The sequence below is a fragment of the Salinispora sp. CH2A1_6 genome (genome assembly GCF_056820975.1).
This window is the reverse complement of sequence record NZ_JBXEDG010000005.1, coordinates 18,030-36,356: the sequence shown is the minus strand read 5'-3', so window position 1 is coordinate 36,356 and position 18,327 is coordinate 18,030. Positions and strand designations below refer to the sequence as shown.

16 protein-coding genes and 1 pseudogene are annotated in these 18,327 nt (G+C 70.2%); all 17 read left to right on the top strand.

Annotated features, from left to right (window positions below; genetic code table 11):
- Positions 1–50 precede the first annotated feature (50 nt).
- Positions 51–389: a P-II family nitrogen regulator gene (locus AC1UKG_RS11355; protein ID WP_180198442.1), complete on the top strand. Its 339-nt coding sequence runs from the start codon at positions 51–53 to the stop codon at positions 387–389.
- A gap of 27 nt (positions 390–416) precedes the next feature.
- Positions 417–2,711 carry a [protein-PII] uridylyltransferase gene (locus AC1UKG_RS11350; protein WP_482641740.1) on the top strand — a complete coding sequence of 765 codons (2,295 nt, stop codon included), beginning with the start codon at positions 417–419 and terminating at the stop codon, positions 2,709–2,711.
- 156 nt (positions 2,712–2,867) lie between these two features.
- The gene (gene ffh / locus AC1UKG_RS11345; RefSeq protein ID WP_018729913.1) at positions 2,868–4,412 is read left to right on the top strand and encodes a signal recognition particle protein; all 1,545 of its coding nucleotides are present in this window, start codon (positions 2,868–2,870) and stop codon (positions 4,410–4,412) included.
- Positions 4,413–4,584: 172 nt separating this feature from the next.
- Positions 4,585–5,664 (top strand): amidohydrolase family protein, encoded by a 1,080-nt coding sequence (locus tag AC1UKG_RS11340; RefSeq protein ID WP_018743097.1) that lies wholly within the window; start codon positions 4,585–4,587, stop codon positions 5,662–5,664.
- Positions 5,665–5,776: 112 nt separating this feature from the next.
- Positions 5,777–7,183: a proline--tRNA ligase gene (gene proS, locus AC1UKG_RS11335; protein ID WP_018743098.1), complete on the top strand. Its 1,407-nt coding sequence runs from the start codon at positions 5,777–5,779 to the stop codon at positions 7,181–7,183.
- A gap of 271 nt (positions 7,184–7,454) precedes the next feature.
- On the top strand, positions 7,455–8,102 hold the full coding sequence (locus AC1UKG_RS11330; protein ID WP_026271204.1) for a ribonuclease FAU-1 family protein: 648 nt from the start codon (positions 7,455–7,457) through the stop codon (positions 8,100–8,102).
- 333 nt (positions 8,103–8,435) lie between these two features.
- Positions 8,436–8,900 (top strand): 30S ribosomal protein S16, encoded by a 465-nt coding sequence (gene rpsP / locus AC1UKG_RS11325; protein WP_018729917.1) that lies wholly within the window; start codon positions 8,436–8,438, stop codon positions 8,898–8,900.
- A complete protein-coding gene (locus AC1UKG_RS11320) occupies positions 8,875–9,135 on the top strand; it encodes an RNA-binding protein (protein ID WP_018729918.1) in 261 nt (86 codons plus the stop codon). The genes rpsP and AC1UKG_RS11320 overlap by 26 nt, the downstream gene beginning before the upstream one ends.
- Positions 9,135–9,628 (top strand): annotated as a pseudogene (gene rimM, locus AC1UKG_RS11315) (ribosome maturation factor RimM). Before AC1UKG_RS11320 ends, rimM begins: the two are co-directional and overlap by 1 nt.
- A 105-nt stretch (positions 9,629–9,733) precedes the next feature.
- Positions 9,734–10,507, top strand: coding sequence for a tRNA (guanosine(37)-N1)-methyltransferase TrmD (gene trmD, locus AC1UKG_RS11310; RefSeq protein WP_018813619.1), 774 nt, complete (start codon positions 9,734–9,736; stop codon positions 10,505–10,507).
- Positions 10,508–10,650: 143 nt separating this feature from the next.
- Positions 10,651–11,007 (top strand): 50S ribosomal protein L19, encoded by a 357-nt coding sequence (rplS, locus tag AC1UKG_RS11305; RefSeq protein ID WP_018729921.1) that lies wholly within the window; start codon positions 10,651–10,653, stop codon positions 11,005–11,007.
- Between the two features lie 176 nt (positions 11,008–11,183).
- Positions 11,184–12,053: a signal peptidase I gene (gene lepB, locus AC1UKG_RS11300; RefSeq protein ID WP_029123199.1), complete on the top strand. Its 870-nt coding sequence runs from the start codon at positions 11,184–11,186 to the stop codon at positions 12,051–12,053.
- Positions 12,054–12,063: 10 nt separating this feature from the next.
- Positions 12,064–12,699, top strand: a complete 636-nt coding sequence (gene lepB, locus AC1UKG_RS11295; protein ID WP_018743102.1) for a signal peptidase I — start codon at positions 12,064–12,066, stop codon at positions 12,697–12,699.
- A 165-nt stretch (positions 12,700–12,864) separates the two neighbouring features.
- Positions 12,865–13,677: a ribonuclease HII gene (locus AC1UKG_RS11290; protein WP_018729924.1), complete on the top strand. Its 813-nt coding sequence runs from the start codon at positions 12,865–12,867 to the stop codon at positions 13,675–13,677.
- The gene (locus AC1UKG_RS11285; protein ID WP_018218957.1) at positions 13,674–13,997 is read left to right on the top strand and encodes a DUF2469 domain-containing protein; all 324 of its coding nucleotides are present in this window, start codon (positions 13,674–13,676) and stop codon (positions 13,995–13,997) included. Before AC1UKG_RS11290 ends, AC1UKG_RS11285 begins: the two co-directional genes overlap by 4 nt.
- A gap of 208 nt (positions 13,998–14,205) precedes the next feature.
- Entirely contained in the window at positions 14,206–14,754 is a 549-nt protein-coding gene (locus tag AC1UKG_RS11280) for a M23 family metallopeptidase (RefSeq protein ID WP_018743104.1), read from the top strand.
- A gap of 313 nt (positions 14,755–15,067) precedes the next feature.
- Positions 15,068–18,241, top strand: a complete 3,174-nt coding sequence (locus AC1UKG_RS11275; protein WP_482641738.1) for a DNRLRE domain-containing protein — start codon at positions 15,068–15,070, stop codon at positions 18,239–18,241.
- The last annotated feature ends 86 nt before the right edge of the window (positions 18,242–18,327 follow it).

The following is an 18,327-nucleotide window of genomic DNA, read 5'->3' as shown; positions in this document are numbered from 1 at the left end:
CGCCGTCGCGCAGGTCACTGGTTAACGTTCCGGGAATGGAGGGGTTGGACATGAAGCTGGTGACCGCGGTCATCAAGCCATACCAGCTGGACGCGGTGAAGGAGGCCCTGCACGCGCTCGGGGTGGCCGGCCTGACCGTCAGCGAGGTCCAGGGCTACGGCCGCCAGAAGGGGCACACCGAGGTGTATCGGGGTGCCGAGTACACGGTGGAGTTTCTGCCCAAGATCCGGGTGGAGGTACTCACCGACGAGCTGGATGTTGACAAGATCGTTGACGCCGTCGTCGCCGCCGCCCGGACCGGCAAGATCGGTGACGGCAAGGTGTGGGTCACCGCGGTCGAGGAGGTCGTCCGGGTCCGTACCGGCGAACGCGGCCTCGACGCCGTGTAGGCGTCCCACGGGCGGGAGTAGGTACCGGTGACCTCGTTGATCAAGAAGTGTACGGCCGGACCGGACCTCCTGACCAACGAGGTCACCGGTGCTCCTGGCGGGATCGACGCCGCGGCGCGGGCGGCCCGGGCGGCGTCGATCGACGGCTGGCTCGCCGGGCTGCTGCCCCGGTGGGAAGGGGTCGCGCTGGTCGCCGTGGGCGGGCTCGGCCGCCGTCAGTGCGCCCCGTACGGGGACCTTGACCTGCTGCTGCTGCACGCCGACGTACCCGGGGTGGACGAGCTGGCCGCCGGCATCTGGTACCCGGTCTGGGACGCTGGGCTGCGCCTCGACCACTCGGTACGTACCGTTCCCGAGGCCCTCGCGGTCGCCCAGGATGATGTCCGCGTGGCTCTGGGCCTGCTCGATGCCCGACTCGTCGCGGGTGACGAGGCGCTTGCCGACCGGCTGGTTCGTTCGGCCGCCGACCAGTGGCGACGGGACGCCGTGCGTCGACTGCCCGGGCTGCGCGAGCTGACCGAGGCCCGGTGGAAGGCCCACGGAGAGCTGGCGTTCCTGCTCGAGGGGGACCTCAAGGAGGCCGCTGGCGGACTTCGCGACGTGGGGCTCCTCCGGGCGATCGCCCGCGCCGGCGTCACCACCGCGCTCCGGCCCGCGGTCCACGCCGCCCACCTGCGGCTACTGGATACCCGCGACGCGTTGCACCTACGGGCCGGTCGGCGGGTTGACCGGCTGGTGGCCCCGGAACGCGACGGTGTCGCCGCCCTGCTCGGGTTGCGCCAGCCACGAACCGACCTGTCGGCGGTGCGGGTGGACGAGGGGGACCTGCTGCTGCGCCGGGTCGCCAACGACGCCCGGACGGTCCGCCACGCTCTCGACGACGCCCTCCGGGCGGCCGACCGGCTCCGCGCTCGGCGTCGGGGTGCCGACCGCCGACCGCTCCGCCGGCCGGTAGCCCGGGACGTGGTCGAGCACGACGGTGAGCTGGTGCTCGCCCGCGCGGTGATCGGGGTGCGCCCGGAGCCGAGCCTGTCCCTGCGGGTCGCCGCCGCGGCGGCGACCACCGGTCTGCCGATCGCGGCGGCCACCTGCGAGTGGCTGGCCGCCTACTGCCCGCCGCTGCCGACTCCCTGGCCGGCTGCGGCGCGCGCCGCCCTGGTCACGCTCCTGGGTGCGGGGCCGGGGCTGGTGTCGGCGTGGGAGACCTGCGACCGGTACGGGTTGGTTGACGGCTGGCTACCGGAGTGGACCCGGATCCGGAGCCTGCCGCAGCACCATCCGGTGCACCGGTTCACCCTCGACCGGCACCTGGTCCAGACCGCGTCCGAGGCCAGCCGGCTCACCCGGGAGGTGGACCGACCGGACCTGCTGCTGCTCGGCGCCCTCCTGCACGACGTGGGCAAGGGGTTACCCGGTGACCACAGTCAGGTCGGCGCGCCGATCGCGGCGGCGGTCGCCGCCCGGATCGGCCTGCCCGCGGCTGAGGTGGCGCTGATCGGGCGGCTGGTCCGGCTGCACCTGCTCCTGCCCGAGGTGGCGACCCGGCGCGACCTCGCCGATCCGGTGACCGTGGCCGGCGTGGCGGCGAAGGTCGTCGACACCAGCACCCTGGAGCTGCTGCACGCCCTGGTCCGGGCCGACGCGGCGGCCACCGGCCCGGCCGCCTGGTCGCGCTGGAAGGAACGGCTCGTCGCCGATCTGGTGGCCCGGGTCCGCACCACACTGGACACCGGTCGGTTACCCGAACCGCCCGTACCGGATCCGGTGTTGGTCGCCGGCCCACTGCCGGTGGTCCGTCTGACCGGGGACGAGGTGGCGGTGGCGGCGGCCCACCGGCGTGGCCTGCTCACGACGGTGGCCGGGTGCCTGGCTCTGCACCGGCTCGACGTGATCTCCGCGGACGCCTCGACGGTGTCCGGGCGGGCGTTGGTCGAGTTCCGGGTCCAACCCCGCTACGGCCTCGCGCCGGATCCGGTAGCGCTCGGCGCCGACCTACGCCGGGCCGTGACCGGTGCCGACTCGGTGAACCAGCGGCTGCGGGATCGGGCCGTCGCGGCCGGCGGCGCGGGACCCGCACCCCAGGTGCGGTGGTACCGGGAGGCGGCCACCGACGCGGTGGTGTTGGAGTTGCGGGCGGCCGACGCCGCTGGCCTGCTCTACCGGGTCAGCGCGGCGCTCGACGAGGTGGGAGTTCAGCTGCGAGCGGCGCGGATCTCCACCCTCGGCGCCTCCGTGGTGGACGCGTTTTACCTGGTCGGCGCCGGGCTGGACGCCGAGGACCAGGCTCGGATCTCCGCCGCTGTCCTGGCTGCGGCGCGATGAGGGGGCGATGTCGTCGGCTGGACGGCAGGTACGCGGGCGGCATCGGGTGTGCCGGCCGGAAGCGGGTGGATCGCGGGCCGGATACCCTAGCGGTGGCTGGACAGCTCGTCCGGCCGTGCTCGTGCTCACCAGAACTCTGACAAACGGGATGTTCGCGTGTTTGACACCTTGAGTGACCGCCTGTCCGGGATCTTCACCAAGCTCCGCGGTAAGGGACGGCTCACCGACGCCGACATCGACGCCACCGCCCGCGAGATCCGCCTCGCGTTGCTGGAGGCGGACGTGGCGCTGCCGGTGGTCAAGGGCTTCATCGCGCGAGTCAAGGAGCGGGCGCGGGGCGCCGAGGTCTCCCAGGCGCTGAACCCGGCCCAGCAGATCGTCAAGATCGTCAACGAAGAGTTGGTCAACGTCCTCGGTGGTGAGGCACGGCGGCTTCAGTTCGCCAAGCAGCCGCCGACCGTGATCATGCTGGCCGGCCTCCAGGGCTCCGGCAAGACCACACTCGCCGGCAAGTTGGCCAGTTGGTTGCGCGGCCAGGGCCACCAGCCGCTGCTGGTCGCCGCCGACCTGCAGCGCCCCAACGCCGTCGGGCAGCTTCAGGTGCTCGGCGGTCGCGCCGGCGTCGAGGTGTACTCCCCGGAGCCCGGCAATGGCGTCGGCGACCCGGTGCAGGTGGCTCGTGCCTCGATCGAGCACGCGCGTCGGGCTGCCCGGGACATCGTCATCGTGGACACGGCCGGCCGGCTCGGTATCGACGCCGAGATGATGCAGCAGGCGGCCGACATCCGGGACGCGGTCAACCCGGACGAGGTCATCTTCGTCATCGACGCCATGGTCGGCCAGGACGCGGTGCGCACCGCGGAGGCGTTCCGGGACGGTGTCGGCATCACCGGTGTGGTCCTCTCCAAGCTCGACGGTGACGCCCGTGGTGGTGCCGCGCTGTCGGTCCGGGAGGTCACCGGCCAGCCGATCCTCTTCGCCTCCACCGGCGAGAAGCTGGAGGACTTCGACGTCTTCCACCCGGACCGGATGGCCAGCCGGATTCTCGGCATGGGCGACGTTCTCACCCTGATCGAGCAGGCCGAACAGGCCTTCGACGTCGATCAGAAAGAGAAGATGACCGCCAAGCTGATGGGCGGTGAGCAGTTCACCCTGGAGGACTTCCTCGACCAGCTCATCGCCGTTCGGCGGATGGGGCCGATCGCCAACGTGCTGGCCATGATGCCGGGCATGGGCCAGATGAAAGACCAGCTCGCCGAGGTGGACGACAAACACTTCGATCGGGTTACCGCGATCATCCGGTCGATGACCCCGGCCGAGCGCACCAATCCGAAGATCATCAACGGTTCGCGCCGGGCCCGCATCGCCAACGGCTCCGGGGTTACCGTGATGGACGTCAACCAGCTACTCAACCGCTTCACCGACGCCCAGAAGATGATGAAGCAGATGGGCGGCATGATGGGTCTGCCCGGCGGGCGCCGGAAGGCGACCAAGTCGCCGAAGAACAAGCGCAAGGGCGGGAAGGGTGGCGGTCGGTCGCGGGCCGGCACGGGGGCGCGGGGCGGCTTCCCCGCTGGCATGCCGCAGCTGCCGCCCGGCCTGGGCCCCGACGACCTGGCCGGCCAGGGGCTACCACCGGGGTTCAAGCTTCCGAAGATCGACTTCAACAAGCTCGGCAAGGGGGACCAGCGCCCGCGATGACCGGGTTCGAGACGGGGCGAGGTCGGCAATGATCGCTGCTGATCGAGTGGTGGCCGTGGCCTGTCGGCGGTGACCGTGGCCTGTCGGCGGGCTGCGGCCTGTCGCCGGGCTGTGGCCTGTCGGCGTCGGCCTGCCCGCACGCCCTGGCGGGCGATCAGGTAGGACTGAGCGTATGGCTTTGCACGTGCGTGGTGTGCTCCTGCCCGAAGATGAGGTCCGGGACATCTGGCTGGTCGGTGACCGGGTGACCTTCCAGCCGGTGGCCGGCGCCGAGACCATCGCGGATGGTGGCTTCCTGCTCCCCGGCCTGACCGACGCGCACTGTCACATCGGCATCGCCCGGGGCGGGGCGCCGATCACCTCGCTCGACCAGGCCCGCGAGCTGGCCCAGGTCAACCGCGACGCCGGGGTGCTCGCCATCCGGGACGCCGGCTCCCCGTACCCGTATCCGGAGCTCGACGACGCCCCGGACCTGCCGCGGCTGGCCCGGGCCGGCCGGCACGTCGCCCCACCGAAGCGCTACCTGCGCGGCGTCGGGGTGGAGGTCGGCGCCGCCGAGGTGGCCGCAACCGTCGCCGCGCAGGCGGACGCCGGCAACGGCTGGGTCAAGCTGGTCGGCGACTGGATCGATCGCGGCGTCGGCGACCTCGCCCCGGCCTGGGACGCGGAGACCATGACCGCAGCGGTTCGGGCCGCGCACGCCGCCGGGGCCCGCGCCGCGGTGCACACCTTCTCCGAGTCCGCCGTCGACATCATGGTGCGGGCCGGGGTCGACTCGGTGGAACACGGCACCGGCCTGAGCCTGGACCTGATCGACGTGATGGCCCGGCAGGGCACCGCACTCGTACCCACCATGATCAACATACGGACCTTTGGTGGCATCGCCGACCAGGCGCGGGCGAAGTTCCCCGGCTACGCCGACCACATGCTCGCCCTGCGGGACCGCTTCCCCGAGGTGGTCCGCGCCGCCTACCAGGCCGGCGTCCCGATCTACGTCGGCACGGATGCCGGCGGTGGCATCGCGCACGGTCTGGCGGCCGAGGAGATGCTGCTGCTGCACGAAGAGGCCGGGATGCCCGCCGAGGCCGTCCTCGCCGCCGCCTCCTGGCGGGCCCGCGAGTGGCTCGGCTTTCCCGGCCTGGTCGAGGGAGGCCGGGCCGACCTGGTCGTCTACCCGGAGGATCCACGGCGAGACCTGCGCGTCGTCCGATCCCCCGCCCGCGTCGTCCTCCGCGGCCGGGTGCTGCGCTGATCCACCGGGGCGGGTGCCGGGTGGTGGCGGGCGGCGGGGGCGGTCGGTGGTCCGGCGTGGAGCGACCGCCCGCTGACGGCGACCGCCCCGGCGGCACATAGGATGTGCGGTCATGGCGCGCGTGCTCACTCCCCGTGCGGAGGACTTCCCCCGCTGGTACCAGGACCTGATCGCCAAGGCGAAGCTGGCCGACAACGGCCCGGTCCGAGGGACCATGGTGATCCGACCAGCCGGCTACGCCATCTGGGAGCGGATGCAGGCCGAGATGGACGACCGGATCAAGGCTGCCGGCGCGGAGAACGCCTACTTCCCGCTCTTCATCCCGGAGGGCCACCTCAAACGCGAGGCCGAGCACGTCGAGGGCTTCTCGCCGGAGCTGGCGGTGGTTACCCACGGCGGCGGTAAGCAGCTCGCCGAGCCGGTCGTGGTACGCCCGACCAGCGAGACCGTCATCGGCGAGTTCATGGCCAAGTGGGTCGACTCGTACCGGGACCTGCCGTTGCTGCTCAACCAGTGGGCGAACGTGGTCCGCTGGGAGCTGCGCCCCCGCATCTTCCTGCGGACCAGCGAGTTCCTCTGGCAGGAGGGGCACACCGCACACACGACCCGCGAGGACGCCCGCGCCTACGCGCGACGGATTCTGCACGAGGCGTACGAGGACCTGATGGTCAATGTCCTCGCCATCCCGGTGCAGGTGGGCCTCAAGACGGCCCGGGAGCGGTTCGCCGGTGCGACCGCCACCTACACCCTCGAGGGCATGATGGGCGACGGCAAGGCGCTCCAGCTGGGCACCAGCCACGAGCTGGGGCAGAACTTCGGCCGCGCCTTCGACATCAGCTACACCTCGGCCGAGGGGGGTCGGGAGTACGCCTGGACCACCTCGTGGGGCACCTCCACTCGGATGCTCGGTGGTCTGATCATGTGCCACGGCGACGACAACGGCCTGCGGGTGCCGCCGAAGCTCGCGCCGGTCCAGGCGTACGTGATGGTCGTCAAGGACGGCGAGGGGGTCGGCGAGGCCGCGGCACGGCTGCACGACGCGCTGCGGGATGCCGGCGTACGGGTCGCCCTCGACGACCGGACCGACACCCCCTTCGGACGTCGCGCAGTGGACGCGGAGCTGCGCGGCTATCCGATCCGCGTCGAGATCGGCCCCCGCGATCTGGCCGCGGGGAACGCGGTCGTGGTCCGGCGGACGGACGGCTCGAAGTCCCCGGTTCCGGTCGCCGACGTGGTCGCCGTGGTGCGCGCGGCGCTCGACGCCGACCAGCAGGCGCTGCACGACGAGGCGCTCGCCAGCCGGCAGGCGCGGACCCGCGAGGTGGGGACGCTCGCCGAGGCGATCGAGGCGGCGGCGACGGGCTGGGCCCGGGTGCCGTGGTCGGTGGTCGGTACCAAGGGCGAGGCGGAGGCGAACACCCAGGGTGTCACCGTGCGGTGCCTGGTCCGGGCAGATGGCTCGGTGCCGGACAGCGAGGACGAGCCGGACCTGGTCGCCATCCTGTCCCGGGCCTACTGAGCTGCGCTCGCACCGGGCCGGTACCGCCACCGATCCGGTGCGACCAGATTCGATCCCGGTCCGAACCCGTCGGACCGGGTCCGACCGGTCCGACCCTGATCCGGCCCGAGTTGGCTCGGGCGCTCAGATGGGGCAGCTCGACAGCGAGCGGAGCGAACCGGGCCGCCGGCGCTCCAATCGGTCGTCGGTTAGGTGAGCTTGGCGTTTCTGAGCGGTCTTGGTGGGCGCTTGGCGTTCCGAGTGGTCGTCGGCGGGCGGTAGGGTCGGCCAGGTGAGGTTCGAACCTGGGCGGCTGGTGGTGCACCGCAATGTGCGGCGGGGGCGGATCGGTTGGGTTCGTCCGGCGCGCGTGGTCAGCGATGACGACCGGGGGCTGCTGCTCTGGATCCCCCGGGGCTCCGAGGTGGCCAGCGAGACTACCGACGCCGGAGTCGGGATGCGGGCAATTCCGTTCGCCGAGTGGATCGTCTCGAGTTACCGGCTGACGCTCGCGCGGTGGCAGGGGCCACCCCTGCTGAAGTTCCTGCCGGTCGGGGCCGCGCACTCGGTCTGGTTATTCCAGGACGATCAGGGGCATTTCGCCCATTGGTACGTCAACCTCGAGGAACACGGTGTTCGCTGGGACGACGGTGGGCTCGCCGGCGTTGACGTGGTGGACCAGGATCTTGATGTGCTGATCCACGCGGACCGTCGTTGGGCGTGGAAGGACGAGGACGAGTTCGCCGAGCGGCTCGACTTCCCGGAGCACTACTGGGTGCCCGACCCGGATGCGGTCTGGGCTGAGGGGAAGCGGGTGATCGCCCGGGCCGAGGCGGGTGAGTTCCCGTTCGACGGCACCTGGTGCGACTTCGTGCCGCCGGTCGAGTGGACGGCCCCGCTGGATCTGCCGCCCGGGTGGGACCGGCCGCCAGCGCGCTGATGGCACCGCCCACCGGCCGCCGGAGCCCACTCGGCCGACGGCGCCCACTCGAGCGCCGGAGTCAACCGCGGCGGGTGTGCCGGTCCACCCGGGCCGAATCCGTGTGCGCTTCGTCATAGTCGAAGGGTGAGCCGGGGCCGGTCCGATGTGAGGCTTCTCGGTTCGATCTGGCAGAATGGCTTGCTGGTATCCGGCGTGGGTCCGGCGCCCTCTACCCGGGCACCACGTCAGTCCACCCGAGCAGTCTCCGGCCCAACCCCACTGTGCCGGAGTGCGCGCTCACCCGTGCACCGCCCGTCCAGGGTCGGTGGAAACAACAGGAGCGAAAACACTGTGGCCGTAAAGATCCGGCTCCTGCGGATGGGCAAGATCCGCAACCCGCAGTACCGCATCGTCATCGCCGACTCGCGCACCAAGCGTGACGGCCGGGCGATCGAGTTCGTCGGGATCTACCAGCCGAAGCACGACCCTTCGGTGATCGAGGTCAAGTCGGACCGGGTGCAGTACTGGCTCTCCGTGGGCGCGCAGCCGAGCGAGGCGGTGCAGCGCCTGCTGGAGAAGACCGGCGACTGGCAGAAGTTCAAGGGCCTGCCGGCTCCCGAGCCGCTGAAGGTTGCCCCCGAGCGGGTCGACCGCAAGGCGGCCTACGAGGCTGAGGCGAAGGCCGCCGCCGGTCTGGCGGAGACCCCGGCCAAGCCGGCGAAGAAGGCCGCCAAGGCCGAGGCGGCGCCGAAGACCGACGAGGCGGCGCCGAAGACCGAGGAGCAGGCCGGTGCGGGCTCCGGCGAGCAGGGCTGACGTGGCACTGCGTCCAGCGCTGGAGCATCTGGTCAAGGGCATCGTCGACAACCCCGACGATGTCCGGGTCCGGCTGGTCGATTCCCGGCGGGGCAAGCGGCTTGAGATCCGCGTGCACCCGGAGGACCTCGGCACGGTGATCGGGCGGTCCGGGCGGACTGCGAAGGCGCTGCGCCAGGTCATCGGTTCCATCGGTGGACGCGGCGTACGCGTCGACATCGTCGACTCGTACTGATGCTCGTCGTCGGCAGGATCGGCAAACCGCACGGGATCCGCGGTGAGGTGACCGTGGAGGTGCGGACCGACGAACCTGAGACGCGGTTCGCCCCGGCGCGTACCGGGTGCCGGGTGAACTGACCGTCGAGGCTGCGCGGTGGCATCAGGGGCGGGTGCTGCTGGTGGTGTTCGAGGGTGTGCTCGACCGTAACGTCGCCGAGGCGCTTCGTGGAACCCTCGTCGGGGTGGACCGCGCCGATGTGGCCCCGCCGACGGACCCGGAGGAGTTCCACGACCACCAACTGGTCGGTTTGGCCGTGGTCACCCCGGCTGGGGAACGGCTGGGTGAGATCGCCCGGATCGACCACGCCCCCGCCGCGGACCTGTTGGTGCTGCGCCGACCCGGTCGCCGGGAGGTGTTGGTTCCGTTCGTCCAGGCGATCGTTCCCGAGGTTGATCTCGCCGGCGGTCGCGTGGTCGTGGATCCGCCCGGCGGTCTGCTCGACCTCTGACCCGTAAGGCCTGCTCGACCTCCGACCCCGGCGGCCAGTTCGACCCCCCGGCTGGTATCCGGTGTGGCCAGGCCGCCTGGCCCGCACAGTTGTTGGAGCCCCGCAATGCGCGTTGACGTTGTGTCCATTTTCCCGGAGTACTTCGCTCCGCTGGACCTGTCGTTGATCGGCAGGGCCCGCGCCAGTGGCAACCTCCAGCTGGCCGTACACGACCTCCGGACCTGGACCCACGACGTGCACCGGACGGTCGACGACACCCCGTACGGTGGGGGGCCGGGGATGGTGATGCGACCGGAGCCGTGGGGGGAGGCGCTGGACGCGCTCGCCCCGCCGGAAGCTGACCCGCCCCGGCTGTTGGTGCCCACGCCGGCCGGTGCTCCGTTGACCCAGGCGCTGGCCCACGAACTGGCCGCCGAGCCGCACCTGCTCTTCGCCTGTGGCCGGTACGAGGGGATTGACCAGCGGGTGCTTGAGCACGCTGCGAGTCGGATGCCGGTCACCGAGGTCTCCCTCGGTGACTATGTGCTCTTCGGCGGCGAGGTGGCGGTGCTGGTGATCCTGGAGGCGGTGACCCGGCTGCTGCCCGGGGTGCTGGGCAATGTTGGCTCGCTGGACGAGGAGTCGCACGCCCACGGGCTGCTGGAGGCGCCGATGTACACCAAGCCGGCTGCCTGGCGGGGCCAGGAGGTGCCGGCGGTGCTTCGCTCCGGGGACCACGGGAAGATCGCCCGCTGGCGTCGGGATGAGGCCCTGGTGCGGACGGTCGCCCGGCGCCCCGACATGATCGCCGCGCTGGCTCCGGAGTGCCTGGACCGGCGGGACCGGGCGACGTTGGAGCAGGCCGGGTTCCCGGCTGCCCCCAGCGATGTGGCAAAATAGGGGGTTGCCGCAGTCGACCGCGCCGCGGGTGGCTGCGAGGACCCTCGACCGGGGCCGGCGAGTGCCGGCGACCATCCGGGGGTCAGAATCACCCATTCGCGCATCGACTGACGATGCGCCGTGAGCCTCGCGAGGACGCAGCGATGAACATCCTGGACGCGCTTGACGCCCAGTCGAAGCGGACCGACGTTCCCGATTTCCGCGCCGGTGACACTGTCAAGGTGCACGCACGGGTCGTCGAGGGAAACCGGTCCCGGGTCCAGATCTTCCAGGGCGTCGTCATCCGTCGTCAGGGTGACGGTCTGCGGGAGACCTTCCTGGTCCGCAAGATCAGCTTTGGGGTGGGGGTTGAGCGCACCTACCCGGTCAACAGCCCGGCCATCGACCGGATCGAGGTCGTGACCCGCGGTGATGTCCGGCGGGCCAAGCTCTACTACCTCCGCGAGCTGCGCGGCAAGAAGGCGAAGATCAAGGAGAAGCGGGAGAAGCAGCCGAGCTGAATCGTGCTGCACCACCCGTCCTGAGCTGCGCGTATGGTGTACGAACCGGAGGGCACCGCCGGGACGTGCCAACGCAGCCGGATGCCCCGCCCAGCGGCGGGGCAGGTGTCCACTGCCGTCCGGAGACCTCGACCAGGTCCCCGGGCGGTAGTGTCGTTTCTGCGGACCGGGGAGGCGTGGTGCAGACGCGCGACGAGGACGGCACGGTCGACCCACGCCGTCGCCGGGCGCGGCGCCGCCGCCCGTTGCCGCTCTGGCAGGAGTTGCCGCTGCTGCTGACGGTCGCCTTCTGCCTGGCGGTGCTGATTCGGACCTTCCTCCTTCAGGTGTTCTTCATCCCGTCCGGCTCGATGACCGAGACGCTGCTCGTCGGGGACCGGGTGCTGGTCAACAAGGTCGTCTACGACGTACGGGACCCGGCGCGGGGCGAGGTGGTGGTCTTCCGCGGCCCGGAGCGGTGGGCCGCCCAGCTCGACGAGAAGCCCGACCCGGGATTCCTGCCCCGGCTCACCGCCACCTTCGCTGATCTGGTGGGGGTCGGTGGCCCCGGCGAGAAGGACTTCATCAAGCGGGTGATCGGGCTGCCGGGCGACCGGGTGAGCTGCTGCGACGAGCAGGGGCGAGTGCTCGTCAACGGCATCGCCATCGACGAGCCGTACGTGTGGCGCGACTCGCCGCTGGACCTCCCGCCGAATCCGGGTGAGTGCCGTGCGCGTCGCTTCGACGAGGTCATCGTCCCACCCGGGCAGCTCTTCCTGCTGGGCGACAACCGGCTGGTCTCCCAGGACGCCCGGTGCCAGGGCCCGGTGCCGATTGACAATGTGGTCGGACGGGCGGTCGGCGTGGTGTGGCCGTCGTCGCGGTGGGCCGCACTCTCCACTCCGGAGGTCTTCGCGAACGTTCCGGCGGCGGCGGGCTCCCCGACCAGTACGCCACCACCGGTTGGGCCGAGCCCCGACGGTGGCGCGCTGCTACTCCTCCCGCTCCCCGCCGCGTGGCTCAGTTCTCGCGCGTTCCGTCCGGTGTCGCCCAGCTCGGCAACGTAGGCTCCATTCCGTGATTGACGAGCAGACCGACAAGTCCCGCAACTCCTTCTGGAAGGAGCTGCCAATTCTCCTGGGCGTGGCGATTCTGGTCGCGGTGCTGGTGCGTGCCTTTGTGTTGCAGACCTTCTTCATCCCGTCGCCGTCGATGGAGAACACCCTCCAGATCGACGATCGGGTGCTGGTCAACAAGTTGGTGTACGACTTTCGCTCGCCGAAACGAGGCGAGGTGGTCGTCTTCAAGGCGCCGACCTCCTGGAGCCCGGACGGGGAGGATTTCATCAAGCGGGTCATCGGCATCGGCGGCGACCACGTGGTCTGCTGCGACGAACAGGGACGGATCACGATCAACGGGGTTGCCCTGGACGAGCCGTACCTCTACTCCGTCGGCGGCGAGCGGGACCAGCCCGCTGACCAGGACTTTGATGTCACCATCCCGCGGGGGCGGCTGTGGGTGATGGGCGACCACCGGTCGGCCTCGGGCGACTCGTTGCAGCACTGGCAGCAGTCGGGGGAGGACGTCCACGAGGCGACCGTTCCCGAGGATCGTCTCGTCGGCCGGGCCTTCACGATCTTCTGGCCGCTGGACCGGGCACGTTGGCTGAGCGTGCCCGAGCAGTACGGCCCCATTCCCCGGCCTGGAACCTGAGCCGGTGGGCCGGGTAGGCCCGGTAGGCGACGGCGAAGGCGTCTGGCAGGCTGGGATGGTGACCGTCGCCCACGTCCTCCGTCGCCCCACCCGGGTGCTACTCGTCGGCGCGTCCGGCCAGCTCCTGATCGTCGAGCCGTGGGTGAGCGCGGACAGGGGTGGGCCATGCTGACGCCGCCGCGTACCGTCGTCCGTCGCGACGGCGGGCTCTACGCGCTGGAGCGCGCCCTGCAACGACGCGGATTTGGGCGGGTGGCCGGCGCCGATGAGGCCGGCCGGGGTGCCTGCGCCGGCCCCCTGGTGGCGGCCGCCGCCATCCTGCCCCCGGGGCGGCGCGGGGAGATCGACGGACTCGCCGACTCCAAGCTGCTCACCCCGGCCAGCCGGGAGCGGGTGTACGCGGAGGTCGTCGCTCGGGCGTCGGCGTACGCGGTGGTGGTGATCCCGGCGGCGGAGGTGGACCTGCGCGGACTGCACGTGTGCAATCTGGCGGCGATGCGTCGTGCGCTGGCGTCGCTGGCCACCCCACCGGAGTACGTGCTGACCGACGGCTTCGGGGTGGACGGGCTGGACGTGCCCGGGTTGGCGGTCTGGAAGGGCGACCGGGTGGCGGCCTGTGTCGCGGCGGCCAGTGTGCTGGCCAAGGTCACCCGAGATCGGATCATGGTGGAGCTGGACCTGGAGTTCCCTGGTTACGGGTTCGCGGAGCACAAGGGCTACATCACCGCCGAGCACTCGGCCGCGCTGCGGGAGCGCGGGCCGTGCCCGGAGCACCGGTTCTCGTACGTCAATGTCGCGACCGTCTCCGGCCGGCACGGGGCCCCACCCCGGGCCCGGCGACCGCTGGTCGCCGCGGCCGACGAGGCGATGGAACGCGCTGGGGCGGTAAAGGGTACCGTCGGCGTGGCGTTGGGCGAGCGGCCCTGGGCCGCGGCGTCGGTGGGGAATGATGTGGCCATGGAAGGCGGGATGGGATGAGCGCGGAAGATCTCGAAAAGTACGAGACAGAGATGGAGCTGCAGCTCTACCGGGAGTACCGCGACATCGTCCGCCAGTTCTCCTACGTCGTGGAGACCGAGCGTCGGTTCTATCTGGCGAACCAGGTCGACCTGCACGTCCGTAACTCGGACGGTGAGGTCTACTTCGAGGTCGAGATGCACGACGCCTGGGTGTGGGACATGTATCGTCCTGCCCGGTTCGTCAAGAACGTCCGGGTAATGACGTTTAAGGATGTCAACGTGGAAGAGCTGGAGAAGCCGGATATCTCGCTGCCGGCCGACTCCGGGTTCGGCAACTGACCTCCGGAGCGCACTGACCCCTCCCTTTCCCCCGCGGGGTCAGCTCCGTCGCCCTGACCGCACGTCATCCCGATCCCACCCGGCGGACCCAGGCCGGCCTGGTATAGCAGATCGAATCGCCTCCCATGCTCCCTCCACAGTGTTGTGGCTATCCACAGTGAGCTGGTGGGGAGTAGCCGCCGACCGGCAGTCCGGGCAGGCTGCCGCCATGGAGCCGTCCCCGATCCTCGCCATCCTGCTCAGCGCCGGGCTGGTCACCACGCCCGCCGTCCCCGCCGCACCGGCGGTTGGGCCCAGGTCGCTGTTGGTGGACTCCCCGTCGCCCGGGGCGGTTCCGACCTTCCAGTGGCCGCTGCCCGGGGAGCCGTCGGTCGTGCGACGGTTCGACCCACCGCCGCAGCCCTGGTTGCCCGGCCACCGCGGTGTTGACCTGGCCGCCGACGCAGGCGTGCCGGTGGTGGCGGCGGGCGATGGGGTGGTCACCTTCGCCGGTGCCGTGGCTGGCCGGCCGGTGCTCACCGTGACCCACGCCGCCGGCCTGCGGACCACCTACGAGCCGGTGCACTCCGATGTCGAGGTTGGCACGCCGGTCCTGGCCGGCGTGCCGGTCGGCCGGCTGCGGGCCGGGCACCCGGGCTGCCGGGCTCCGGCGTGCCTGCACTGGGGTCTGCGGCGTGGCGACACCTATCTGGACCCGTTGGCGCTGCTCGGTCGGGGGCCGGTGCGGCTGCTGCCACTCGACGGTGTGCCTCGCTAGCTGGCACCCTGACCAGTCAGCCCGGCCGGGTATTTTAGGCGTTATCAGCCGTTTCGGCAGCTTAGAAAGTTTTAGTGCTTCTTAGGAGCTTCTTGGAGTATAGCCGCACAATATAAGCCGGAAGTCTGTTAATAATTGTCTTACTCCTGATTTAACCAGATCTTACAATGCGTCGCTTAGAGAAGCCTTATCGTCCGTTTTGAACTCTCTATCCTCACCCTCGGTAGTTGCTCTTGCGCCTTGGGGAAAGGTGCTCCTAAGGTCCTCTGCGCAAACGTGAAGATCATGCGGGGGAGGGTCTGTGGCGCGTCGGATGACGGCCGCCGTTCGTTCGTGCCTGGCGGTGAGTGTCGCCGTGTTGACGGTGGCCGGGTTGGCGAGCGTGCCGGGCGAGCCAGCGGAGTTTCTGGCTGCGGGACCGGATGGCGTGACAGGTGGCGTGGAGAGTCGGTCCGACGAGGCGGTCTCCCTGCGGGCTGCCCGCGAGAGCGGCGAGCCGGTGCAGGTGAAGAGTCTGACCTCGGAGACAACCGAGGTGTACGCACTGCCGACAGGTCAGTTCCGGGCGGACATCGCCGCCGGCATCCAACGCTTCCGCCGGGACGGGAAGTGGGTCCGAGTAGACCTGACCCTGCAGGCGGGACCGGACGGCTCGGTGCGACCCGCGGCCCATCCGAACGATCTCTGGATCTCTGGTGCCCAGGGCGCGGGCGAGCACGAACTCGCCGCGGTGGTCCTGGATGAGGGCCGGGTCGCGATGGGGTGGTCCGGAGCGTTGCCAACGCCGGTGTTGGAGGGCAACCGGGCGACCTACCCGGACGCCCGACCCGGCGTCGACCTGGTGGTGGAGGCAACCCGTCTCGGGTTCGAGCAGTTTCTGGTGGTCAAGAACCGGGCTGCCCTGGTCAGCGTCGGCGAAGTTGACTACGTGTTCTCCGGCTCTGGTGTGGATTCCTCGACCCGTGGTGCCGACGGTTCGGTCCTGCTGAGGGATCGTGCGGGTGAGCAGACGGCACGCATTCCCGCCCCGCTGATGTGGGATGCGCAAAAGGACATTGTTGGTAGTCCTGTCAACGAAAAGCGGGTCCGCACGGATGTTGTCGATCGGAGCGGTCGCGTTGAGCTAACGCTGACTCCGGACCTGGACTGGCTCCGCAGCGACTCCACGGTCTATCCGGTCACTATCGACCCAACGGTCAATCCGCTTGGGACGACGTTCGACACGTACGTGCGGGAGACCGTGACCAGCGATCAGAACCAGAGGAACGATCTGCAGGTCGGGCTGTTGGGGACCACCCCGACGGAACTGACGCGCTCGTTTCTCACCTGGGATACGACGGTGCTCGTCGGTAAGCAGGTCACCGCGTCAACGGTGTCGTTCTGGAACTTTTGGTCAAGCACCTGCACGCCGAGGCCCTGGGAGATTTGGACAACGGGGACGTCGACCTACACGACCACGTTCACGAACCAGCCGGAGTGGTTCACCAAGGAAGCTACCTCGACGTCGACGCACGGTTCGTTCGAGTGTAGTGACGCGTGGGCGACGATTGACGGTCAGAGCTTCTTCCAGCGGGCTGCCACGGCGAACAAGACCCAGGCGGGTATGGGGCTCCGCGCGAGCGACGAGACGGACACCTCCGGTTTCAAGCAGTTCCGGTCCCGGGAGGGTGCCAGCCCCTCGCAGGACCCGAAGGCGTCGGTGACCTACAACTCGTGGCCGACGGTGGAGTCCCGCGCGACCGTTCCGAGCACCAGTTGCGTGACGGGCACGGACCGTCCGCTGGTGAATACGCTCACCCCGCAGTTCAAGGCGACCGTCTCGGACGGGGATGGAACGGCGATGGCGGTCACCTTCGAATGGTGGGCGATGAATGCCGACCGTCCGGTCGGCTCGGTCAGCTTCAACAGCGTCGCGTCCGGTGCCACGGCGGCGACGACGGTCCCGGCCGGCGATTTCGTGGACGGTGGCATCTACCGCTGGCGGGTGAAGGCCGCCGATGGTGTCTCCGGCAGCGATGCCTGGTCGTCGTTCTGCGAGATGCAGGTATACACCACGGATGCCCCGGTGACCGGCTGTGTCGGCGGTACGGACAGCGACTTCAACGGGGATGGCGTTGCTGACATCGCAATCGCCGATCCGGAAGCGACTGTCGAGGGCAAGGACAAGGCGGGCCACATCCGGTTGGTATACGGCGGCGGCGCCGGCACGGTCGAAACGTTGCATGAGGGCAACTCCCAGGTGTCGGGCGCGGTCGGGGCGGGTGACCAGTTCGGGTACTCCGTGTCGGCGTATGACGCGAACAACGACGGCTGTACCGACCTCGCGGTCGGGGTGCCCTTCGAGGACCTGGCTACCGCGGAGGATGCGGGCGTCACGTACGTCCTGCTCGGCACGCCAGACGGACTCGCGCAGGGGCCCGCGTCGCTGACCTTCCACCAGGGTGCGGGTGCCACTCCCGAGCAGGCCGAGGTCGACGACCAGTTCGGGTTCGCCGTGGCTGGTGCGGTTTCCCGGACCGGGGAGCCCTATCTTGTGGTCGGGACCCCGGGCGAGGACATCGGTGGCTCGGTCGACGCCGGTGTGGCGCACTACTTCCGCGGCAGTCTCAATGTGCTCTTCCAAGCCGGGGAGCTCATCCCGGGCGTGGTCGAGCAGGACGACCGTGTGGGCTACGCGGTGGCGGCCTCGTCCAATCACTTCGCCATCGGCTCCCCGGGCGAGGCGATCGGCCCTGAGGTGTTCGCGGGAGCTGTCGGCGTGTTCAGCAGCTACGAACTGGTCGAGGGCAGCCCGAGACTGGCGACAAATCTTCACCAGAACGTCGCCAACGTGTCGGGTGTGGCAGAGGCCAACGACCTCTTCGGTAAATCGATTGCGATCGCGCCCTACCGGCCGGCTGGTGCCGCGACGGACCAGGCGGACTCGCTGGTGGTGGTCGGGGCTCCTGGTGAGGACATCACCGTCGAAGAATCCAACTCCGTGGTCGCAGACGCGGGCTTGGTACAACGGTTCCACGTCACCGCCGACGCGACCTTCACGGAGCTGCCCGCGTTCACCCAGGCCCTGGAGGATGGCGCCTACCTGGGCGAGGAGGTCGCGGTGGTGAACACCGAGCCGGCCAGCGACGGCACGAACGACACCATGTTCCTGGCCGTCGGCGCCCCCGGTGCGGACGCGGGCGACGTGCTCGACGCGGGTCGCGTACTGGTGTTCCCCGCTCTGGCCGACCCGATCGGCACGCCGACAACGATCCAGCGCGACGCCGCCAGCCTGCCCGGCAGCGCCGTGACGCAGGAGTTGATCGGTGTCAGTCTGGGGGCCACTGCCCACCAGTTGTACGTCGGTACGCCGTATCGCGATCCGGCGGTATACGGATTCGCCTGGTCCAGCCTGGCGGACGGTGCGACGTCGCCGAGTACTACCTGGCAGCCCGGTCAGGGCGGAATTCCCGCCGATGGGACCGCCTTCGGCGCGGCGATCGGGTGATGACACACATGACAACGCAGAGTTCACCGGGGGAGGAACGTACCGTGGTTCGTCGCAGGCGTCGGCGGGACGGGCTGTTCAGGGCA

Coding starts and splice junctions, on each gene's coding strand:
- AC1UKG_RS11355 (WP_180198442.1), top strand. CDS start 51: ATGAAGCTGGTGACCGCGGTCATCAAGCCATACCAGCTGGACGCGGTG.
- AC1UKG_RS11340 (WP_018743097.1), top strand. CDS start 4,585: ATGGCTTTGCACGTGCGTGGTGTGCTCCTGCCCGAAGATGAGGTCCGG.
- proS (WP_018743098.1), top strand. CDS start 5,777: ATGGCGCGCGTGCTCACTCCCCGTGCGGAGGACTTCCCCCGCTGGTAC.
- trmD (WP_018813619.1), top strand. CDS start 9,734: ATGCGCGTTGACGTTGTGTCCATTTTCCCGGAGTACTTCGCTCCGCTG.
- rplS (WP_018729921.1), top strand. CDS start 10,651: ATGAACATCCTGGACGCGCTTGACGCCCAGTCGAAGCGGACCGACGTT.
- AC1UKG_RS11290 (WP_018729924.1), top strand. CDS start 12,865: ATGCTGACGCCGCCGCGTACCGTCGTCCGTCGCGACGGCGGGCTCTAC.
- AC1UKG_RS11285 (WP_018218957.1), top strand. CDS start 13,674: ATGAGCGCGGAAGATCTCGAAAAGTACGAGACAGAGATGGAGCTGCAG.
- AC1UKG_RS11280 (WP_018743104.1), top strand. CDS start 14,206: ATGGAGCCGTCCCCGATCCTCGCCATCCTGCTCAGCGCCGGGCTGGTC.
- AC1UKG_RS11275 (WP_482641738.1), top strand. CDS start 15,068: ATGACGGCCGCCGTTCGTTCGTGCCTGGCGGTGAGTGTCGCCGTGTTG.